We start from the raw sequence: 17,671 nt of genomic DNA, 5'->3' as shown, positions 1-17,671 counted from the left end.
GGCAACACGCTTGACCCGGTGCCTTTGGTCCTTCGGCTTGCATCTCTTCGGCCCTGACATTCTCGGTCGCGCTGAATGATTCTGCCGAAGGGTACGTCGCCGAGCAGAAGCGAGCCGAGATGTGGCAGCCACCGCGCAACGCGGTCCTGGTGGGCGTCGACGGCTCGAAAGCCGCGCTGGGTGCCGTCCGGTGGGCGGCCCGTAATGCGGCGCTGCGCAATGCGCCACTGGCCCTGGTCCATGTCGTCGACGCCCCGATGCCCGGTTGGTTTCAGGTGACCGCGCTGGCCGAGTTCAGCGAATGGCAGGACAGGCGGGCCCGCGAATTCGTCGAGTTGGCGGTCAGGGTCGCCGAAGAGAGCGCCGGCGAGGGCGGTCCGGGGCATATCGAAGGTGAGGTCGTCTATTCGGCGACCGTCCCGACGCTTGTCGACCTTTCCAAAGAGGTGGAGCTGGTCGTGGTGGGCCATCGCGGGCATGGCGGCGTGTCGGCCCGCGGCGTGCTCGGCTCGGTCAGTTCGGCATTGGTCTACCACGCGCATTGCCCGGTCGCCGTGATCCGGGACGGCCAAGAGCCGGCACGAAACGCGGCACGGGCGCCCGTGCTGGTGGGCATCGACGGGTCGCCGGCTTCGGAGTTGGCGACGGCCATCGCATTCGACGAGGCGTCGCGGCGAGGCGTCGGTGTGGTCGCCCTGCACGCCTGGATGGATTTGCGGGTGGCTGATGTGAAAGAGCCGTTCCAAGACGGCAATTGGGACGCTCAGCTGTCCGAGGAAGAGGAGACGCTTGCCGAGCGGCTGGCGGGTTGGCAGGGACGCTATCGCGACGTCGACATCCACCGCAGAATCGAAATCGGTGACCCGGCGCGGTGGCTGGTCGAGGCGTCCGAACGGGCGCAACTGGTGGTGGTCGGCAACCACGGCCGCGGCAGGCTCGCCGGCAGGTTGCTCGGGTCGGTCGGGGCGGCCGTGGTCAACAGGGCCGAGGTGCCGGTGATCGTGGCGCGTCCGTCACCCTCGCGCCACTCGGGGTAGCGTGACAGCGGGGCCCGTCCGGCGAAACCGCTTGTCGCAGCGGTCTTATACCGATGGAAGAGGCAAGGGTGAGGAGTCATCGCAGTTGACGCCCTTCGGTCGGCGGGGTGCGGCGGTGGCCGGGATGCTGACGGCGTGTCTCGTGCTGGTGCAGTGCGCCGCCGCGCCCCCACCCCGCGCGACGGGACCGGCACGGTCGACGACATCGTCGCCGCCGTCAGCCGCCCCGCCGTCGGCGCCGGCCGGTGCGGCCGTGGAACCGGTCACCGCCGCCGAACTCGGTGCGAGCTGGCGGCCGGGTTGCCCGGTCGAGCCGGGGCAGCTGCGGCGGGTCTACGTCGGCTACATCGGTTTGGACGGCCGGCCGCATCGCGGCGCGCTGATCGTCAATGAAGACCTGGCGCCGGAGGTCATCGCGATCTTCGAGCGGCTCGACCGACTTGGCTACCCGATCGAGAAAATCCGCACGGTCGACCACTACCCGGACGCCGACGACGAGTTGTCCATGGAGGACAACAACACGTCGGCGTTCAACTGCCGGCGCATCCCCGGAACCGACGAATGGTCCCCGCACGCGTACGGCCGGGCGATCGACCTCAATCCGCTTGTGAACCCGTGCCTTTACGCCAGCGGGTATTTCGAACCGCGGAACGCGGCGGCCTACTTGGACCGCAACCGCACCGATCCGGGACTCTTACACGTCGGCGACCCGGCGGTGCACGCGTTCACCGATCGCGGCTGGCGGTGGGGTGGGGAATGGACGGCGCCACTGGACTATCAACATTTCGAGCGGCCCTAAAGGCCCAGGGCCCGGGCGGCCGCCGTGGCGACCTCACCCCGCAGATCCGATATCGGTCTACTGCCGCGGACGTGGATCGAGTTCGAGAGCAGAACGACGTAGGTGTCGGAGCGGGGGTCCAGCCACACCGATGTTCCGGTAAAGCCGGTGTGTCCGAAGCTGCCGATCGGAAAGACCGCTCCGCGCGGTGCGGACTGGACCGTGTCGATATCCCAGCCGAGGCCGCGCAGGTTCTGCCCCGCGATCGCCGGATAGCGCGCGGCGAGCAGCGGATCGGGGCGATTCGGCCACTTTGCGGCGGCGGCCCGGGTGGCTTCGTTGGCGGCCCGGAGTTGCGCCGGCGTATGCCCCGGCTGCTGCGGACTGGTCATCAACTCGAGAGTTGTTTGCGCCAGCGGGAATTCGCTCGGACGTCCCGCGAGCCGGTCAAGCAGGGCCTGCGCGAAGATGCCGACATCGTGGGCCGTCGAGAACACGCCCGCGTGCCCGGCCACCCCGCCCATGCGCCGCGCCGTCGTGTCCTGCACGGTGCCCCGGAGCAGGCGGTCGAGGTCGGGATTCTTGCCCGGGTCGGCCCGGCCCTCTTCGTCTCGTGCGGTCGGGGCGATGCGCGGCAACAGGCCGGTGCTCCACGTGCCCGCGGGGCAGGTATCCGGTGCCCGGTCGGGCGGTGCGGGGGCCCAGGCGATCGCCGCCCCCAGCGTCGTATGCGGGCCACAGGCTGCGGCCGGCGGCAGGTAGTGGGTGTCTTGCAGGCCGAGCGGATCGAACACGTGCCGCTGAACGTAGGCGTCCAGGGCCTCGCCGGTGACCTTCTCGATCAGCGCGCCGAGGAGGATGAAGTTGATATCGGAGTAGCGGAAGCCCCCGGGGCCCGACTCCAGCGGCGTGGTGAGCGCGCGGTGGATCCCCTCTTCCTTGTCGGCTTTGTCCAGCCCCCACGGGTCACCCAGGTTGACGTCCCCCGTTTCGCCGGAGGTGTGGGTGAGGAGCATGCGAACGGTCACCGTCGCGCGGCGCGGATCGTTCGCGGTGTTGAAGCCGGGCAGGTACCGCTGCACGGTGTCGTCCAGCACGACCGCGCCCCGTTCGTAGAGCTGCATGACCGCCGTCGCCGTTCCAAGGCTCTTCGTCAACGACGCCAAGTCGAAGATCGTGTCCTCGGTCATCGGCTCCGCGGGCGCCGGTGACCCATCCAGCCCGGGTTCACCGGCGAGCTTGCGGGAGCCGTAGGCCTGGTGGAAGGCGACCTTGCCGCCTTGGCCGACGACCAGCACCGCGCCCGGCAGCCGGTGTGCCGCGACCGCGTCGTCGAGGAGCTTGGAGACCTTCGCGAACCGCGCCGCGGTCGCGGCGTCCGGCGGCTCGGGGCGCACCGCGGGCGCGGGAACCGCGGCCATCGGCCGCGGCGCCGCAGGGCTGTAGCTCGATTCCGGGTGCGCCGCGTTACTACGCGAGCACCCGGCGACCAGCGCGAGGGCGACGGCTCCCACGGCAGCGGCCCGGCGCGTCGGCCTGCCGGATGCGCGGCCCCTCGGCGAGCTGTCGTGGCTCACGTGGTTCCCCGCGTCACCGTGGATGGCCCGGGGCCGACGGGGTGGTCGGCGTGGTCGGGGTGGTCGGGCTCGTCGGGCTGGTCGGAGTGGTCGGGCTTGTGGGGCTCGTCGGTGTTGTCGCGCTCGTGGTGCTTGTCGTGCTCGTCGCGCTGGTGGGACTCGTCTGGCTCGTCGAGTTAGTCGGGCTGGTCGGACTCGCGGGCGTGGTGGTCGCCAGGCCCCGGCCTTCGCCACACCACTCGGCCACATCTTTCGGGTACTGCTCGATCGGTGGAGGACACCGCTGCCCCGGCGGGAAATTGGCGCCGGCGTTGAGCAGGTCGCAGGGCACGTAGACCTGCTTGCCCTTGGGGGTGTTGGTCAGGCACTTCGTCGGCGGCGCGCCGTGGGCCGTGGCGGGAATGACGGTCGCCGCCACCATCGCGCCGAGCGCCCAGGCAAGACGGCGATAGGTCACGGAAGCTCCTCGTTCTGGCCGCAAAGTTCAGCACCCAAGTTCACCGGTAATGATCCCGGCAACGCGACTCGTGATGCGGTGTCGGGCGTGCACAACGTGACATCGATTAAAGCCGCTCACCCCAGGAGTGATCCACCCACGGGTCTCGCGACGCGGTCGCGGCTCATGCCCAATAACCGCTTTGAACAGCACATTCTCTGTGGAGCTGCCGGGAATCGAACCCGGGTCCAACGGCATTCCCTCAAGACTTCTCCGTGCGCAGTCCGCTATGCCTCTGCTCGGATCTCCTGGTCACGCGGACTAGCCAGGATGACGATCCCAGTCGCTGTTGGTGTCCCGATGAGTCCCGCGACCGAACTCATCGGTTGATCCCTCTAGCTGACGCCAGGCTCCGGGTCGAGGGCTTTCCCGGTCTGACGGACTAGCTGTCGCTTAGGCAGCGAGAGCGTAGTCGCGCTGATGTGAATCGGCGCTTAATTGGTTGCAACGACGCTTACGGTGGTCTCTTGCCTGCACCGGCACGCTTCCCTTGATTCGATGCGCGATGTCGAAACCTTTCAGCCCCTCGCGCCCCCGCCGATTTTCGGCAGGACAATCAATGGTACGCCGCTATCAACGCCGGGCCACGCGGTTATGTTCCGGTTCGGGGCCGCGATCAGATCACGAAGTTCAGGTTCTCGACGATCCGCCCGGCGACGTCCCCGTCGCCGCCCAGGTCGACGTCCTGCGACCGCCTCGGGCACATCGGCCGCCCGCCGGCGAGCCGGGTGAACTGCAGCCCGTCCAACCGGATCGTCACCGTCGGGTCCAGCCCGCCGAAGTCCTCGACCAGCTGGGCCCGGCCGTCGACGCTGATGCGGATGCTGCGGCTGAGCGGGCCGGTCAGGTCGAACAAGACCCGCGACCCCTCGGGCGCCTTGGCCCGCTTGCCCACCACGTAGCCCATGGTGCCGGCGATCTCGTCGAGGGAGAGTTCCGACGGGGGCCCGGCCAGCTGGTCGTCGGCCGACGGGCGCCCCAGCGCAACGCGGATGTCCTGCTCGTGCATCCAGCAGTCGAACACCCGGACCCGCATGAACCGCCCGTAGCTCTCGGGGCCCACCGGCGTCATCGTCACGGCGTCCCACTCCTCGGCGGGCATCTGTGTGAGCGCCTTGCGCCGGTCGTCGGTGATGTCCCTGAACCGTTTGAGCACGTCGGCGCCGGATTCGGCGGCCAGGTAGCGCACCCAGCACTCGTTCATCACGCCGATGTCGTTGCGGACATGCTCGAGCGTCGAGACGTCGATGTCGGGCTGGGGAGCGGGGACCCCGGCGAGAAAGGATTCGGTGCCGATCATGTGCGCCACCAGCGCCTTGACGTCCCAGCCGGGCAGCGGGCTGGCCGCCTGCCACTCGGGCTCCGGCAACCCATCCAGCAGCGCGGCGATGTCGTCCCACACCGCGAACAGACCAGTGAGGACCTCGGACTTATCCAGCTTGGTTACGGGGCGATCGGCCATCTTCGGATAGTAGGCCGGTCACTTTTCCGCTCGGCAAGCACAGCCGTCAACTGGCGGCGATCATCGCCACGGATCCCATGGCCATCACCATGCCGAATCCCTGCCAGCGGGTCAGCCGCTCGCGCAGCACGACCATCGCCAGGACGACGGTGGCCGCGGGGTAGAGCGAGATCAGGATGCTGGCCAGCGAGAGCAGCCACGTGTGCAGCGCCAGGAGCATGGTGACGTTGGCGCAGATGTCCAGCACCGCCACAGCCCACGCCAGCTTCAGCGGCTTCCCGCGCGGCGCCCGCAGGTTGTTGCTGGCCGCCGCCATCACGAAGATCACCACGGTGGCCGCGAGGCGGGCGAAGACCAGCGGCCACAGCTTGCAGGCGTGCGGGGCCTGGTGCAGGAACACCAGGTTCAGCCCCATCGCCGAGCCCGCCAGCAGCGTCAGCCACGCCACCTTCGGCGTGAATCGGTAGGGCGTGACGCCTTGGGCGGTGGCCTCCCGGCTCACCAGCATGACCGCGATCAGGGCCAGCACGACGCCCACCGAGGCGCCCGGCCCCGGCCGCTCCCCCAGCGTCACGCCGACGGCCACCGGCACCGCCGCGTTGAGCACCGCCGCCAACGGCGAGACGACCGAGATCGGCCCGGCCCCCAGCGCGGCGAAGAACGCCCACATGCCGACCGCCATCCCGACGCCGTACAGGCAGCCCCAGAAGATCGCGCCCCGCGAGATGGGCCCGCCGACGGCGAGCGCCAGCCCGCCCAGCAAGAATGTCTCGATCGGATAGACCACCAGCATCACGCGCAGCGCGGCCACCCGTCGGGCGGCTACACCGCCGACAAAATCGCTGACTCCGTACGTGACGGCAGACAGCTGGGCGTAAGCGGCCCCGATCAAATCAGCTCATGCCCTTGGCTCGGCGACCCAATTCACGGACCACCTCACGCTGGGCATCGCGGCGGGCCATGTCCTGACGCTTGTCGTGCGCTCGCTTGCCGCGCGCTAATGCGAGCTCCACCTTGACCTTCCCCTCCGAGAAATACAGAGACATCGGCACGAGCGCGAGGTTACCATCTCGTATCTTGCCGACCAGGCGGTCGATTTGCTGCCTATGTAACAACAACTTTCGGTTGCGACGGGGTTCATGGTTGGTCCAGCTACCGTGCCGGTACTCGGGGATGTACAGGTTACGCAACCACACTTCGCCGTCGTCGACGGTTGCGAACGCGTCCGTCAGGGACGCGTGCCCCGCACGCAGGCTTTTGACCTCCGTGCCCTGTAGAGCCACTCCGGCCTCGAACTCCTCGAGGATCGAATAGTTGTGCCGCGCTTTGCGATTGGTGGCCACAATCTGTTTGCTGCCACGTTTGCCGCCCGCCCCCTTGGCCCGGCCGGGATCTTTCGCCACAGCTACCGCCGGATGTAGAGGCGCAACGTCGCGTAGGCGGTCAGGCCGGCCATCGACACACCGAGCAAAAACAGCCACGGCGAGATGTAGAGGATGTCGGCATAGTCGACCTTCGCGATCAGATGAGCTTGGTAGAACTGGCTCAGCGCGTTGTCCAGGAACCACGCGCGCACCAGGATCAGGCCGACGACGGCGATGGCCACTCCGATGGCCGCGGCCAGCATCGCCTCCACCAGGAACGGCAGCTGGGTGTACCAGCGGCTGGCGCCGACCAGCCGCATGATCCCGATTTCGGTGCGGCGCGTGTACGCCGCGACTTGGACCATGTTGGCGATCAGCAGGATGGCCCCCACCGCCTGCACCAGCGCGACCGCGAACGCGGCGTCCCGCAAACCGTCCAGCACGGCGAACAGCCGGTCGATCAAATCCTTTTCGTTGAGGATGCTGCGCACGCCGGGCTGGCCCTGCATCGCGGCGTCGAAGTCCGCGTGCTGTTCGGGATTGTTCAACTTGACGATGAACGACGCGGGAAACGATTCCTTGCCGGCCACGTCCTTGAACTCGGGGAACTTCTTGATCGCGTCGCTGTAGGCGTCCTGCCGGTTGACGAAGCGCACCGATTTGACGTCTTGGCGCGCATCGATCTTGTCCCGCAGCGCTTTACACGGGGCGGATGCGCACGTCGCGTCGTTCGCCGAGATGTCGTCGGTGAGGAACACCTGCGTCTCGACGCGGTCGAGATAGATCTCCCGCGAGTTGTCGGCCAACCGGACCACCAGCAAACCGCCACCGAAGAGGCCGATGGAGATGGCCGTGGTGAGGATCATCGCGGCCGTCATCGTGACGTTGCGGCGAAGACCGGTCAGGACCTCGTTGAACAGGAAGCCAAAGCGCACTTAGCGGTCCATCCCATAGATGCCGCGCTGCTCGTCGCGCACCAGCCGCCCCAACGACAGCTCCACCACGCGCTGACGCATCGAGTCGACGATGTGGTGGTCGTGCGTCGCCATCAACACCGTCGTGCCCGTGCGGTTGATCCGCTCCAACAAATCCATGATGTCCTTACTGGTATCCGGGTCGAGATTGCCAGTCGGCTCGTCGGCCAGCAGAACCAGGGGCCGGTTGACGTACGCGCGCGCGATCGCCACGCGTTGCTGCTCGCCGCCGGACAACTCGTGCGGCAGGCGGTTGGCTTTGCCGGACAGGCCGACGGTCTCGAGCACCTCGGGCACCACCCGGTTGATCGCGTCGGTCCGTTTGCCGATCACTTCCAGGGCGAAGGCGACGTTCTCGTACACCGTCTTTTGCTGCAGCAGGCGAAAGTCCTGGAACACCGTCCCGATCACCTGCCTCAGCTTCGGCACGTGCCGGCCGCGCAACTTGTTGACGTGGAACTTCGACACCCGGATGTCGCCGGTGGTCGGGTTCTCCTCGCCGAGCAGCAGCCGCATGAACGTCGACTTGCCGGAGCCCGACGGGCCGATCAGGAAGACGAACTCACCCTTGTCGATTTTGACGTTGACGTCGTCCAACGCCGGGCGCGCCGACGCTTTGTACTTCTTGCTGACATGGTCAAGGGTGATCATCACGGCACGCCAGTGTAGCCGTGAATTTCGCTGGCAAGCCAAGTCAACTGGCCGGCGGGGGCGAACTGGGCGCCGGTCCGGGCCCCGGCTGCGGTAGCTGGGGCGGCGGTGTGGCCGGGGTGGTGCTGGACGGGCAGAAGGGCGGCGGCAGCAGGCACGGCAGCTGCGGCAGCTGGCCCGGTGGCGGCGTCGTGGTCGTCGTCACCGGAGGTGGGGGCGGTGGCGGCGGCGTGCTCGTCGGGGTCGGCGTGTAGGTGGCGGTGGGCGGCGGCAGCTGCACGCGGCTGCGCGGCACCCACGTGTAGTTCGGGTCGGGTACGAAGCCCGGCGGCACGACTTGCTGCGCCGGGGGCTTGGGCGCCGGTTCCGGCCGGTAGGTGTCATAGACCCACCACACGGCGAAGAAGGCGACGATCAGCACGAGGGTCGACGTGCGGACCCGCCCGCCGAACATGTAGTGGGGCCAGCGACGGTCGGCGGCCGAGTCATCGCTGCGCTTCTCGAAGAGGCTCAGGGTGAACTTCAACGCTGCTGCACCGCGCCCTTGACGTCATCGTCGGTCCGCCCTTCGGCGGCCTGCGCGGCGGGCACGGCCGGGTCCTCCACCAGGCCCACCGTCGCGTCCGCCGAGGTCACGATGCCGACGCGGGCCAGCGCGCGGATGACCAGGACGCGCAACTGCCGGCCGGCCTCGAACTGCTTGCCGGGCAGGGTCCGGGCCACCAGGCGCAGCGTGACGGTGTCGAGCTCGATGCTCTCCACGCCCATGACGGTGGGGGCGTCCAGCAGCAGGTCCCCGAGCAGCGGGTTGTCCATGGCGCGGTCGCATTCCTGGTGCAAGACCTCGTTGACCCGGTTCAGGTCGGCGCTGGTGGACACGGGGATGTCGACCACCGCGCGCGCCCAGTCCTTGGACAGGTTGACCACCTTGACGATCTGGCCGTTGGGGATGGTCAGCACCTCGCCGTCCGCTGAGCGCAGCCGCGTCACCCGCAACGTGACGTTCTCGACGGTGCCGCTGGCCTCGGTGGCCGCCACGACGGTCAGGGTGACCAGGTCGCCGAAGCCGTACTGCCGCTCCGCGAGGATGAAGAAGCCGGACAGCAGGTCCTTCACCAGCTGCTGCGCGCCGAAACCCAGCGCGGCGCCGACGACGGTGGCCGGCGCGACCAGCCCCCCGACCGAGAACTGCAGCACGTCGGCAATCTGCATCATGACCCAGATTCCGATGATGACCACCGACACCCAGGAGATCACCGAGGCCAGGGCCTGGCGGTGCTTGGACGCTTCGGAGGGGACCAGCGCGTCGCTCGCGGCGAAGCCCAGGCTGACCCGACGGGTCACCTGCTGCGCCACCCAGTTGACGAACCGGGCCGCCAGCACCGCCGCGATCAGCACCATCGCGATCCGCAGACCGCGGGTGATGATCCACTGCCCGATTTCGCCACGCCAAAAGGCGTGCCAGCCCAGGGCGTTTATCGTGGCGGGCGAGGCGAGAAGAGTTGTGTTAGCTGTCATCTTTTCGATTGCGCCACCGGATTCCCGCTTCCAGGAACCCGTCGATGTCTCCGTCCAGGACGGCCGCCGGATTGCCGACTTCGTACTCGGTCCGCAGGTCCTTGACCATCTGGTACGGGTGCAGGACGTAGGAGCGCATTTGGTTGCCCCATGAACTGCCGCCTTCACCCTTGAGGGCGTCCAGCTCCGCGCGTTCTTCGGAACGCTTGCGCTCCAACAACTTTGCCTGAAGCACCCGCATCGCCGAAATCTTGTTCTGCAGTTGCGATTTTTCGTTCTGGCAAGTCACGACGATACCCGTTGGGATGTGGGTTAAACGAACCGCCGAGTCGGTGGTGTTCACCGACTGGCCGCCGGGTCCGCTGGAGCGGTAAACATCAACGCGGACATCGCCTTCCGGGATGTCGATGTGATCGGTGGTGTCCACCACCGGCAGTACCTCGACTTCGGCGAACGACGTCTGCCGTCGACTTTGGTTGTCGAACGGACTGATCCGCACCAGCCGATGGGTGCCCTGCTCGACGGACAATGTGCCGTAGGCGAACGGGGCGTGCACCGCGAACGTCGCGCTCTTGATGCCCGCCTCCTCGGCGTAGGAGGTGTCGAACACCTCGACGGGATACTTGTGCTGCTCGGCCCACCGCAGGTACATCCGCATCAGCATCTCGGCCCAGTCGGCGGCGTCCACCCCGCCCGCGCCCGAGCGGATGGTGACCAGCGCCTCACGCTCGTCGTACTCGCCCGAGAGCAGGGTGCGCACCTCGGTGGCCTCGATATCGGCCCGCAGCGCCTTGAGCTCGGCGTCCGCCTCGGCGAGCGCGTCGGCCGCGTCCTCTTCGGCCGCGAGCTCGTAAAGCACCGGGAGATCGTCGAGCCGCTGCCTGAGCTCTTCGATGCGACGCAGTTCCCCCTGGGCGTGGGATAACTGGCTGGTCACCCGCTGCGCGTTGCTCTGGTCATCCCACAACTGGGGATCGGACGCCTCGTGTTCGAGCTTTTCGATGCGGCTGCGCAGACCGTCCACATCGAGCACCCGCTCCACCGTGGTCAGGGTGGAGTCAAGGGCGGCGATGTCGGCTTGACGGTCGGGTTCCACAGCGGACAACGTTACCGGGGCCCGCCAAGCGCCCCGGCTCCCGGCGAGTGCTCGGGCCACGACCAGCGGTCATGCGTTTAGCATCGAGTCACGATCATGTGCACCCCGCGTTGCGCGCCGGCCTGTTTCGGGAGCCCCCGGCGCCAACCGGGCACGAATAGAAGGTCGAGTATGCGCCCATACCACGTTGCCATCGTCGGCTCCGGACCGTCGGGATTCTTCGCCGCGTCATCCCTGCTCAAGGCGGCCGACGCCGCCGAGGACATCGATGTCGCGGTCGACATGCTGGAGATGTTGCCGACCCCGTGGGGGCTGGTGCGCTCGGGCGTCGCGCCCGACCACCCGAAGATCAAGTCGATCAGCAAGCAGTTCGAGAAGACCGCCGAGGATCCCCGCTTCCGGTTCTTCGGCAACGTGGTGGTGGGGGAACACGTGCAGACCGCCGAGCTGGCGGAACGCTACGACGCCGTCGTCTACGCGATCGGGGCGCAGTCCGACCGCGCGCTCAACATTCCCGGTGAGGAGCTGCAGGGCAGCGTCGCCGCCGTCGACTTCGTCGGCTGGTACAACGCGCACCCCAACTTCGAGGAGGCGACGCCCGACCTCTCGGGCGCCCGGGCCGTGGTCGTCGGCAACGGCAACGTGGCCCTCGACGTGGCACGCATCCTGGTCACCGATCCCGACGTGCTCGGGGCCACCGACATCGCCGACCACGCGCTGGAGTCGCTGCGGCCCTGCGGCGTCGAGGAGGTGGTGATCCTCGGCCGGCGGGGGCCGCTGCAGACCGCCTTCACCACGCTGGAGTTGCGCGAGCTGGCAGACCTAGACGGGGTCGACGTGATCGTCGATCCGGCGCAGCTGGAGGGCATCACCGAGGAGGACGAGGCCGCCGCGGACAAGACGACGAAGCTGAACATCAAGGTGCTGCGCGATTACGCCGCACGCGCGCCACGGCCCGGCCATCGTCGAATCGTGTTCCGGTTCATGACTTCACCGATCGAGATCAAGGGCGACGGCAGGGTGCAGAGCATCGTGCTGGGCCGCAACGAACTGGTCACCGACGCGAACGGGCGGGTGTCGGCCAAGGACACCGGCGAGCGCGAGGAGCTGCCGGTTCAACTGGTGGTGCGGTCCGTCGGTTACCGCGGCGTGCCCACTCCGGGGCTGCCGTTCGACGACAGGACCGCGACCATCCCCAACGCCGTTGGCCGGGTGGAGGGCAGCCGCAACGAATACGTCGTGGGCTGGATCAAGCGGGGACCGACCGGTGTCATCGGCACCAACAAGAAGGACTCCCAGGAGACCGTCGACACCCTGCTGGCCGACCTGGACCGCGCGAAAGACGGGCTGGCGGATTTCCCCGACGACCACGCCGACAAGCTGGCCGACTGGCTGGCGTCACGCCAGCCCAAGCTGGTGACCTCCGCGCATTGGCAGATCATCGACCGTCACGAGCGTGCCGCCGGTGAGCCGCACGGGCGACCCCGCGTCAAGCTGCCCAACCTCGCCGAGTTGCTGCGGATCAGCCACGGCTGATCACGACGCGCCGGTGGCGGGCAGCTCGGGCGCGTCCAGATTCACAGGTTGCTCGACCGGATCGCCAGCACGGAATGCCCGCCGTTGCACAGATCGTCGTTGGCATGAGGGTCGGTGACCAGCAACAAGCCCGCTTCCGGGTGGGCGCGCAGGTACTGCTGCACACTGCCGCGCACGATGACCGGCTCCGCCCGCACGTCGGGATACAACCGCGTCCACCGCGCCAGCCGTCGACTCAATTGCGCGCGGGCCGAGCTCGTCCCCTCGTCGGCGTCACGCTGGTCCTCGCCCCGGCATACCCAGAGGGCCCGCAGACCGGCTCCGCGCAGCCTCGCCTCCTCGAACGCGTGCCGCAGCACCACGCCGTTGTCGACCTCGGCCAGGACGCTGTCGACCTTCGGGGCCGCCGACCGCCTGGCCGGCTGATGGATCACCGCGACCGGGCACCCCGCGGAGCGGGCCAACGCGGTCGCGACGGAGGTTGCGCCATGACGGGCGTGCTTGAGTCCGATCGAACCGATGCACATCATGGCCGCCGACCTCGACTCCTCCAGCAGCTTGGTGAGCGGCCGCCCGCACACGATGTCGGTTTCGACCTTGACGGGGGCGCCGGCGGCGTCCACGGCCCGGTGGGCGTCGGCCAGCGCCGTCCGTGCGGCGGCAAGCCGCGCCTCGCAGGCACTGGGGGTGGCCGCGTCCCGCGGATCGACGACGTAGACCAGTCGCATCGGGATGTCTCGGCTGACCGCCTCGTCGATCGCCCACAGGGCCGCCTGCTCGGCCGCCTTCGATCCGTCCACGCCCACGACGACACCTGGAGCCGGATGGCTATTGCTCATCGCTGTCTCCTCTGCTGAGCTGTAGGCGGGCAACTTCACGTCGCTCAGCCATCACGTTAGGGCCGGGAAACGCCTCTCCCCCAGGGGCATTGGTCCCGAAATTGCTGCCATTGGCCCTCAGGCACCGGCGACGGCGAAATCGCCTTTCGCCGCGACGACAACCGAATACAAGCTGTTCGCGCAGTTGGACAACGGGACCACGACCCATCGTTTCAGGACGGGAGACTCGTCTATGGCCGCTCAACAGACCGCTCAACAGGCGTCCTCGCAGCCCCTGGTCGGCAAGGGCTGGATCCAGGGCGTCGCCCTGGTCATGATCTTCGGCTTCCTGGTCATGGGCATCCTGGCCTATCGCACGTACACGGCGTCGATGCCGATGCCGGACAAGGTGGTCAACGAGTCGGGGCAGGTGCTGTTCACCGGTGACGACATCACCCGGGGACAGGAGCTGTACCAGGCCCGGGGCCTGATGGAGTACGGCTCGGTGCTCGGGCACGGCGCATACCTGGGGCCCGACTACACCGCCGAATACCTGCGGATGGCGACGCAGGACGTCGCGGCGCAGCTGCGGGCCCGGGGGATGGCCGATCCGCGCGACCGGGTCGTCACCGAGTTCCGCACCAACCGCTACAACCCCGAAACCAAGACGTTGGTGTTCACCGACCGGCAAGCCGCGGCGTTCGACCACATCCAAGGCCACTACGCCGCCTACTTCGGCGAGAACTCGACGAAATACGGACTGCTGCCGCACAGCATCACCGACAAGGCGCAGATCCACGACCTGACGGCGTTCTTCGCCTGGACTGCCTGGGCGGGCGCGGCCGAACGCCCGGGCCACAAGTACAGCTACACCAACAACTGGCCGGCCGAGCCACGCGTCGACAACGGCCCGACCGCGCCCGTGATCGTGTGGTCGGCGCTGTCGCTCATCGCGTTGCTCGGCGGCATCGGCGTCATGTTCGCCGTGTACGGGCGCTGGAGCCAGAAGGTCGGCTGGCACGGCGCCGAGGGATCCACGCTGTCCTTCCGCCAGCCGGGCGAGGTGAGCCTGACGCCGGCGCAACGGGCCACCATCTGGTTCTTCGCCATCGTGTCGGTGTTGTTCCTGGCGCAGACGCTGCTGGGTGCGGCGGCCGAGCACTACCGGGCCGACCTGTCGAACTTCTTCGGACTGGACCTGGCCCGTGTCCTGCCGTACAACTTGGCCCGCACGTGGCATGTGCAACTGGCATTGTTCTGGACCGCGGCGGCATTTCTGGCCGGTGGCATCTTCCTGGTGCCGTTCATCGCCCGCCGCGAGCCGCGCCGTCAGGGCCTGCTGGCCTACGTGCTGCTGGGCGCGGTCGCGGTGGTGGTGTTCGGTTCGCTGATCTGCGAGGCGCTTTCGATCTACGGCGTGATCCCGCACGGGTTTTTCTCCCAGCAGTGGGAGTATCTCGACCTGCCGCGGCTGTTTCAGATCCTGCTGATCATCGGCATGTTCGTGTGGATCGCGATCATCTTCCGGGGCATGCGTGCCCGGCTCAAAGGCGAATCGAAGATGAACATGCCCTGGTTGTTCTTCTTCTCCGGACTGGCGATTCCGGCGTTCTACACCGTCGGGCTATTGGCCAGCAGCGGCACGCATTACACCGTCGCCGAATTCTGGCGGTTCTGGGTGGTGCACCTGTGGGTGGAGGACTTCCTCGAGCTGTTCACCACCGTGATGGTGGCCTACATGTTCGTGTTGCTGGGGGTGGTGCGCGAACGGATCGCGCTGGGCGTGATCTTCCTCGACGTCATCCTGTACTCCGCGGGCGGCGTCATCGGGACCATGCACCACCTGTACTTCTCGGGCACCCCGGTGGAACACATGGCGCTGGGCGCGTTCTTCTCGGCGGCCGAGGTCATTCCGTTGACCTTCCTCACCGTCGAGGCGTGGGCGTTCCTGCAGTTGGGTTCGCGCCAGCAGTCGGGCGACGCCAACCCCTTCCCGCATCGCTGGGCGGTGATGTTTTTGGTCGCCGTCGGATTCTGGAATTTTTTGGGGGCCGGCATCTTCGGCTTCCTGATCAACCTGCCGATCGTGTCCTACTACCAAATCGGCACCGCGCTGACCGCCAACCACGCCCACGGCGCGATGATGGGGGTCTACGGCATGCTCGCCGTCGGCCTGGCCATGTTCGCTTTCCGCTACGTGATCCCGGCCGACAAATGGCCGGAAAAGTTGGCTCGAACCTCGTTCTGGTGCATGAACATTGGGCTCGCATGGATGGTGTTCGTCACCCTGTTGCCGCTGGGCGTCCTGCAGCTCTACCACTCGGTCAGTGACGGCTACTTCGAGGCTCGTTCGCTGGGCTACATCACCAGACCCGGCAACGCGGTGATCGAATGGCTGCGGATGCCGGGCGACATCATCCTGATCGTCGGCGGTGTGCTGCCGTTCGTCTGGATCGCCTGGACCGCGTTGCGGCACTTCCGCACGGGCTCCACGGTGCAAGAGTTGCCCGAGCACCCGCTGTACGTCGAAGCGCCGGCCGAGCCGGAGAGCGGCGCCACGGTGTCGGCGAAGGACTGACGGGTGTCCCAACCGGCCGCCACCGTATGGCTCATCGCGGGGTATTCGCTTGCCCTGCTGGCCATCGGGTGGAGCTTCGACTCGATGGCCCGACGGGCGTCGGCCCGCGCGGCACGGTGGCGCACGGGCCAATTCACCTACCGGCCCGACCATGACGCCTGGGTGTGCCCGCAGGACCACTGGCTCTGGCCGACCTCGTTCGACCCGCGGCACCGGGTCATGCGCTATCGCGCCCTGCCGGTGGTGTGCAACAGCTGCCCCGTCAAATCCGGCTGCACCACATCCGAACACGGCCGGGAGATCAGCCGCGAGGTGGACCCGTGGCCGCACTCGGACGCCGGCCGATTCCACCGCGGGATCGCCTGTTGCGTGGCCGGTTTCGGCATCGTGCTGCCCCTGGCCACGATGGTGGCCAACCACTCGGGCGCCGACGTGCTGGTTCTGGCGGGCACCGTCCTGGTGGTGGCGCTGCTCGGGCTTCCGCTGGTCCGCCACCTCTGGAACACCCCGGCCAACGCGCCGGCACACCTGCCGCACCGCACGGCCCTCGAGGACCGGGCGGCCGCGGCGGTAGACAGGTACTCCACGCGCTGGGGCAGCTGGGAAGGCAAGGAGGGCAAGACAACATGACTGCCGCTGTGATCGTCGTCGTCATCGCCGCGATCGTCACGTCTGCCGTGCTCGCGATGTGGTCGCTGGCCGTGCTGCGCGAGTACGAACGCGGCGTCGTCTTCCGGATGGGGCATGCGCGCCCGCTGTACGGTCCCGGGCTACGGTTTCTGATCCCCTTCGTGGACAAGATGATTCGAGTGGACCAGCGGTTGGTGACGCTGACCATTCCGCCGCAGGAGGTGATCACCCGCGACAACGTGCCGGCCCGGGTCAACGCCGTCGTCATGTTCCAAGTCATGGAGCCGCTGAAGGCGATCCTGGCGGTGGAGAACTACGCGGTGGCCACCTCGCAGATCGCCCAGACGACGCTGCGTTCGCTGCTCGGCCGCGCGGACCTGGACACCCTGCTGGCCCACCGCGAGGACCTCAACAGCGACCTGCGCACGATCATCGAAAAACAGACCGAACCGTGGGGCGTCCAGGTCCGCGTCGTGGAAATCAAGGACGTGGAGATCCCCGAGTCGATGCAGCGGGCGATGGCCCGCGAGGCCGAGGCCGAACGCGAACGCCGCGCGAAGGTGATCAACGCCCGCGGGGAACTGCAGGCCTCCGAGGAGCTGCGTGAAGCGGCGGAGACGCTGTCCAAGAGCCCCGCCTCGCTGCAATTGCGTTACCTGCAAACGCTGTTGGAACTGGGAGCGGATCAGAATTCGACCGTCGTCTTCCCGCTGCCGGTGGACATCATCACGCCGTTCCTGCGGCATCCGGAGGTGCTACAGGGCGTGGTCGACAACCTCAATCACCGAGGCTGATCACGGCCGTCGCGGTCATCCCGGGGGCGGCTCGGGCGGCGCGAACCTCCAATTGTCGGGATTCTTCGGCGAATACACCACGGGAAACAACTGACCCATGGTCGGCCAGTGGTCGACGTCGACCGCCATGCGCTGATACACCGGGTGCTCGCTGACGGTGGGTCCGTTGATCACCCCCGAGACGGTGACGAACTGTTCACCGGTGGCCTCCGGCCGCGGGCTCACCCCGGTCACCAGCAGCGTGCCGTTCAGCACCTCGCCGCGGGGGCCGCGGGGCAGGAACCGCTGGGCGAGGAAGACCGCCAACACGGCCACCAGCACGAGCAGCACACCGAATTCCCACACCAGGCCATGGTAGGACT

At 67.8% G+C, this 17,671-nt stretch carries 18 protein-coding genes and 1 other RNA gene; 6 read left to right on the top strand and 13 right to left on the bottom strand.

All coding sequences use genetic code 11. The annotated features are described in order from the left end of the window. Positions 1-119 precede the first annotated feature (119 nt). The gene (locus tag HMPREF0591_RS09830) at positions 120-1,037 is read left to right on the top strand and encodes a universal stress protein (RefSeq protein ID WP_007168348.1); all 918 of its coding nucleotides are present in this window, start codon (positions 120-122) and stop codon (positions 1,035-1,037) included. A gap of 124 nt (positions 1,038-1,161) precedes the next feature. Continuing rightward, positions 1,162-1,836: a M15 family metallopeptidase gene (locus HMPREF0591_RS09825; protein ID WP_083212268.1), complete on the top strand. Its 675-nt coding sequence runs from the start codon at positions 1,162-1,164 to the stop codon at positions 1,834-1,836. Here HMPREF0591_RS09825 and HMPREF0591_RS09820 read toward each other — a convergent pair. From HMPREF0591_RS09820 to prfB, 11 genes are all read right to left on the bottom strand, one after another. Beyond that, on the bottom strand, positions 1,833-3,236 hold the full coding sequence (locus tag HMPREF0591_RS09820; protein WP_085981536.1) for a serine hydrolase domain-containing protein: 1,404 nt from the start codon (positions 3,234-3,236) through the stop codon (positions 1,833-1,835). The genes HMPREF0591_RS09825 and HMPREF0591_RS09820 overlap by 4 nt on opposite strands. 169 nt (positions 3,237-3,405) lie before the next feature. Next, a complete protein-coding gene (locus HMPREF0591_RS33775; protein ID WP_007168344.1) occupies positions 3,406-3,849 on the bottom strand; it encodes a hypothetical protein in 444 nt (147 codons plus the stop codon). Between the two features lie 197 nt (positions 3,850-4,046). Then, positions 4,047-4,414: a transfer-messenger RNA gene (ssrA, locus tag HMPREF0591_RS30810) on the bottom strand. 90 nt (positions 4,415-4,504) lie between these two features. Further along, positions 4,505-5,350, bottom strand: coding sequence for a maleylpyruvate isomerase family mycothiol-dependent enzyme (locus HMPREF0591_RS09810; RefSeq protein ID WP_007168343.1), 846 nt, complete (start codon positions 5,348-5,350; stop codon positions 4,505-4,507). A 46-nt stretch (positions 5,351-5,396) separates the two neighbouring features. Continuing rightward, positions 5,397-6,242 carry an EamA family transporter gene (locus HMPREF0591_RS09805; RefSeq protein ID WP_007168342.1) on the bottom strand — a complete coding sequence of 282 codons (846 nt, stop codon included), beginning with the start codon at positions 6,240-6,242 and terminating at the stop codon, positions 5,397-5,399. A gap of 1 nt (position 6,243) precedes the next feature. Then, on the bottom strand, positions 6,244-6,753 hold the full coding sequence (gene smpB / locus HMPREF0591_RS09800) for an SsrA-binding protein SmpB (RefSeq protein ID WP_007168341.1): 510 nt from the start codon (positions 6,751-6,753) through the stop codon (positions 6,244-6,246). A 2-nt stretch (positions 6,754-6,755) separates the two neighbouring features. Beyond that, positions 6,756-7,649 (bottom strand): permease-like cell division protein FtsX, encoded by an 894-nt coding sequence (gene ftsX, locus HMPREF0591_RS09795; RefSeq protein WP_007168340.1) that lies wholly within the window; start codon positions 7,647-7,649, stop codon positions 6,756-6,758. After that, on the bottom strand, positions 7,650-8,339 hold the full coding sequence (gene ftsE / locus HMPREF0591_RS09790; RefSeq protein WP_040621527.1) for a cell division ATP-binding protein FtsE: 690 nt from the start codon (positions 8,337-8,339) through the stop codon (positions 7,650-7,652). It lies immediately after the preceding gene. A gap of 43 nt (positions 8,340-8,382) precedes the next feature. Further along, the gene (locus HMPREF0591_RS09785; protein ID WP_007168338.1) at positions 8,383-8,865 is read right to left on the bottom strand and encodes an Rv3103c family proline-rich protein; all 483 of its coding nucleotides are present in this window, start codon (positions 8,863-8,865) and stop codon (positions 8,383-8,385) included. Beyond that, positions 8,862-9,857: a mechanosensitive ion channel family protein gene (locus HMPREF0591_RS09780; protein ID WP_007168337.1), complete on the bottom strand. Its 996-nt coding sequence runs from the start codon at positions 9,855-9,857 to the stop codon at positions 8,862-8,864. The genes HMPREF0591_RS09785 and HMPREF0591_RS09780 overlap by 4 nt, the downstream gene beginning before the upstream one ends. Then, complete coding sequence (prfB, locus tag HMPREF0591_RS09775) at positions 9,847-10,953, bottom strand: peptide chain release factor 2 (RefSeq protein WP_007168336.1); 1,107 nt, start codon at positions 10,951-10,953, stop codon at positions 9,847-9,849. Before prfB ends, HMPREF0591_RS09780 begins: the two co-directional genes overlap by 11 nt. Positions 10,954-11,124: 171 nt before the next feature. Here prfB and HMPREF0591_RS09770 point away from each other — a divergent pair, with 171 nt between their 5' ends. After that, positions 11,125-12,489: an FAD-dependent oxidoreductase gene (locus HMPREF0591_RS09770; RefSeq protein WP_007168335.1), complete on the top strand. Its 1,365-nt coding sequence runs from the start codon at positions 11,125-11,127 to the stop codon at positions 12,487-12,489. 41 nt (positions 12,490-12,530) lie between these two features. On the opposite strand, the gene HMPREF0591_RS09765 is transcribed toward HMPREF0591_RS09770, so the two are convergent. After that, on the bottom strand, positions 12,531-13,328 hold the full coding sequence (locus HMPREF0591_RS09765; RefSeq protein ID WP_040621525.1) for a universal stress protein: 798 nt from the start codon (positions 13,326-13,328) through the stop codon (positions 12,531-12,533). Between the two features lie 232 nt (positions 13,329-13,560). Here HMPREF0591_RS09765 and HMPREF0591_RS09760 point away from each other — a divergent pair, with 232 nt between their 5' ends. The 3 genes from HMPREF0591_RS09760 to HMPREF0591_RS09750 are packed head-to-tail and all read left to right on the top strand — an operon-like array spanning position 13,561 to position 17,309. After that, positions 13,561-15,885 (top strand): nitric-oxide reductase large subunit, encoded by a 2,325-nt coding sequence (locus HMPREF0591_RS09760; RefSeq protein WP_007168333.1) that lies wholly within the window; start codon positions 13,561-13,563, stop codon positions 15,883-15,885. Positions 15,886-15,888: 3 nt separating this feature from the next. Beyond that, complete coding sequence (locus HMPREF0591_RS09755; RefSeq protein ID WP_007168332.1) at positions 15,889-16,515, top strand: hypothetical protein; 627 nt, start codon at positions 15,889-15,891, stop codon at positions 16,513-16,515. Next, the gene (locus HMPREF0591_RS09750) at positions 16,512-17,309 is read left to right on the top strand and encodes a slipin family protein (RefSeq protein WP_007168331.1); all 798 of its coding nucleotides are present in this window, start codon (positions 16,512-16,514) and stop codon (positions 17,307-17,309) included. The genes HMPREF0591_RS09755 and HMPREF0591_RS09750 overlap by 4 nt, the downstream gene beginning before the upstream one ends. Before the next feature lie 15 nt (positions 17,310-17,324). Here HMPREF0591_RS09750 and HMPREF0591_RS09745 read toward each other — a convergent pair whose 3' ends face one another. Continuing rightward, positions 17,325-17,654: a hypothetical protein gene (locus HMPREF0591_RS09745; RefSeq protein ID WP_040622203.1), complete on the bottom strand. Its 330-nt coding sequence runs from the start codon at positions 17,652-17,654 to the stop codon at positions 17,325-17,327. Positions 17,655-17,671: the final 17 nt, after the last annotated feature.

The sequence above is a fragment of the Mycobacterium parascrofulaceum ATCC BAA-614 genome, assembly GCF_000164135.1.
Taxonomy (GTDB): Bacteria; Actinomycetota; Actinomycetes; order Mycobacteriales; family Mycobacteriaceae; genus Mycobacterium; species Mycobacterium parascrofulaceum.
This window is presented reverse-complemented; position numbering and strand designations above follow the sequence as displayed.

What these genes read in the sequence shown, in the direction of transcription:
- HMPREF0591_RS09820 (WP_085981536.1), bottom strand. Translation starts at nt 3,236, where the DNA reads ATGGCCGCGGTTCCCGCGCCCGCGGTGCGCCCCGAGCCGCCGGACGCC.
- HMPREF0591_RS09765 (WP_040621525.1), bottom strand. Translation starts at nt 13,328, where the DNA reads ATGAGCAATAGCCATCCGGCTCCAGGTGTCGTCGTGGGCGTGGACGGA.
- HMPREF0591_RS09825 (WP_083212268.1), top strand. Translation starts at nt 1,162, where the DNA reads ATGCTGACGGCGTGTCTCGTGCTGGTGCAGTGCGCCGCCGCGCCCCCA.
- HMPREF0591_RS09760 (WP_007168333.1), top strand. Translation starts at nt 13,561, where the DNA reads ATGGCCGCTCAACAGACCGCTCAACAGGCGTCCTCGCAGCCCCTGGTC.
- HMPREF0591_RS09750 (WP_007168331.1), top strand. Translation starts at nt 16,512, where the DNA reads ATGACTGCCGCTGTGATCGTCGTCGTCATCGCCGCGATCGTCACGTCT.
- HMPREF0591_RS09780 (WP_007168337.1), bottom strand. Translation starts at nt 9,857, where the DNA reads ATGACAGCTAACACAACTCTTCTCGCCTCGCCCGCCACGATAAACGCC.
- HMPREF0591_RS09770 (WP_007168335.1), top strand. Translation starts at nt 11,125, where the DNA reads ATGCGCCCATACCACGTTGCCATCGTCGGCTCCGGACCGTCGGGATTC.
- ftsE (WP_040621527.1), bottom strand. Translation starts at nt 8,339, where the DNA reads ATGATCACCCTTGACCATGTCAGCAAGAAGTACAAAGCGTCGGCGCGC.
- HMPREF0591_RS09830 (WP_007168348.1), top strand. Translation starts at nt 120, where the DNA reads ATGTGGCAGCCACCGCGCAACGCGGTCCTGGTGGGCGTCGACGGCTCG.
- HMPREF0591_RS09810 (WP_007168343.1), bottom strand. Translation starts at nt 5,350, where the DNA reads ATGGCCGATCGCCCCGTAACCAAGCTGGATAAGTCCGAGGTCCTCACT.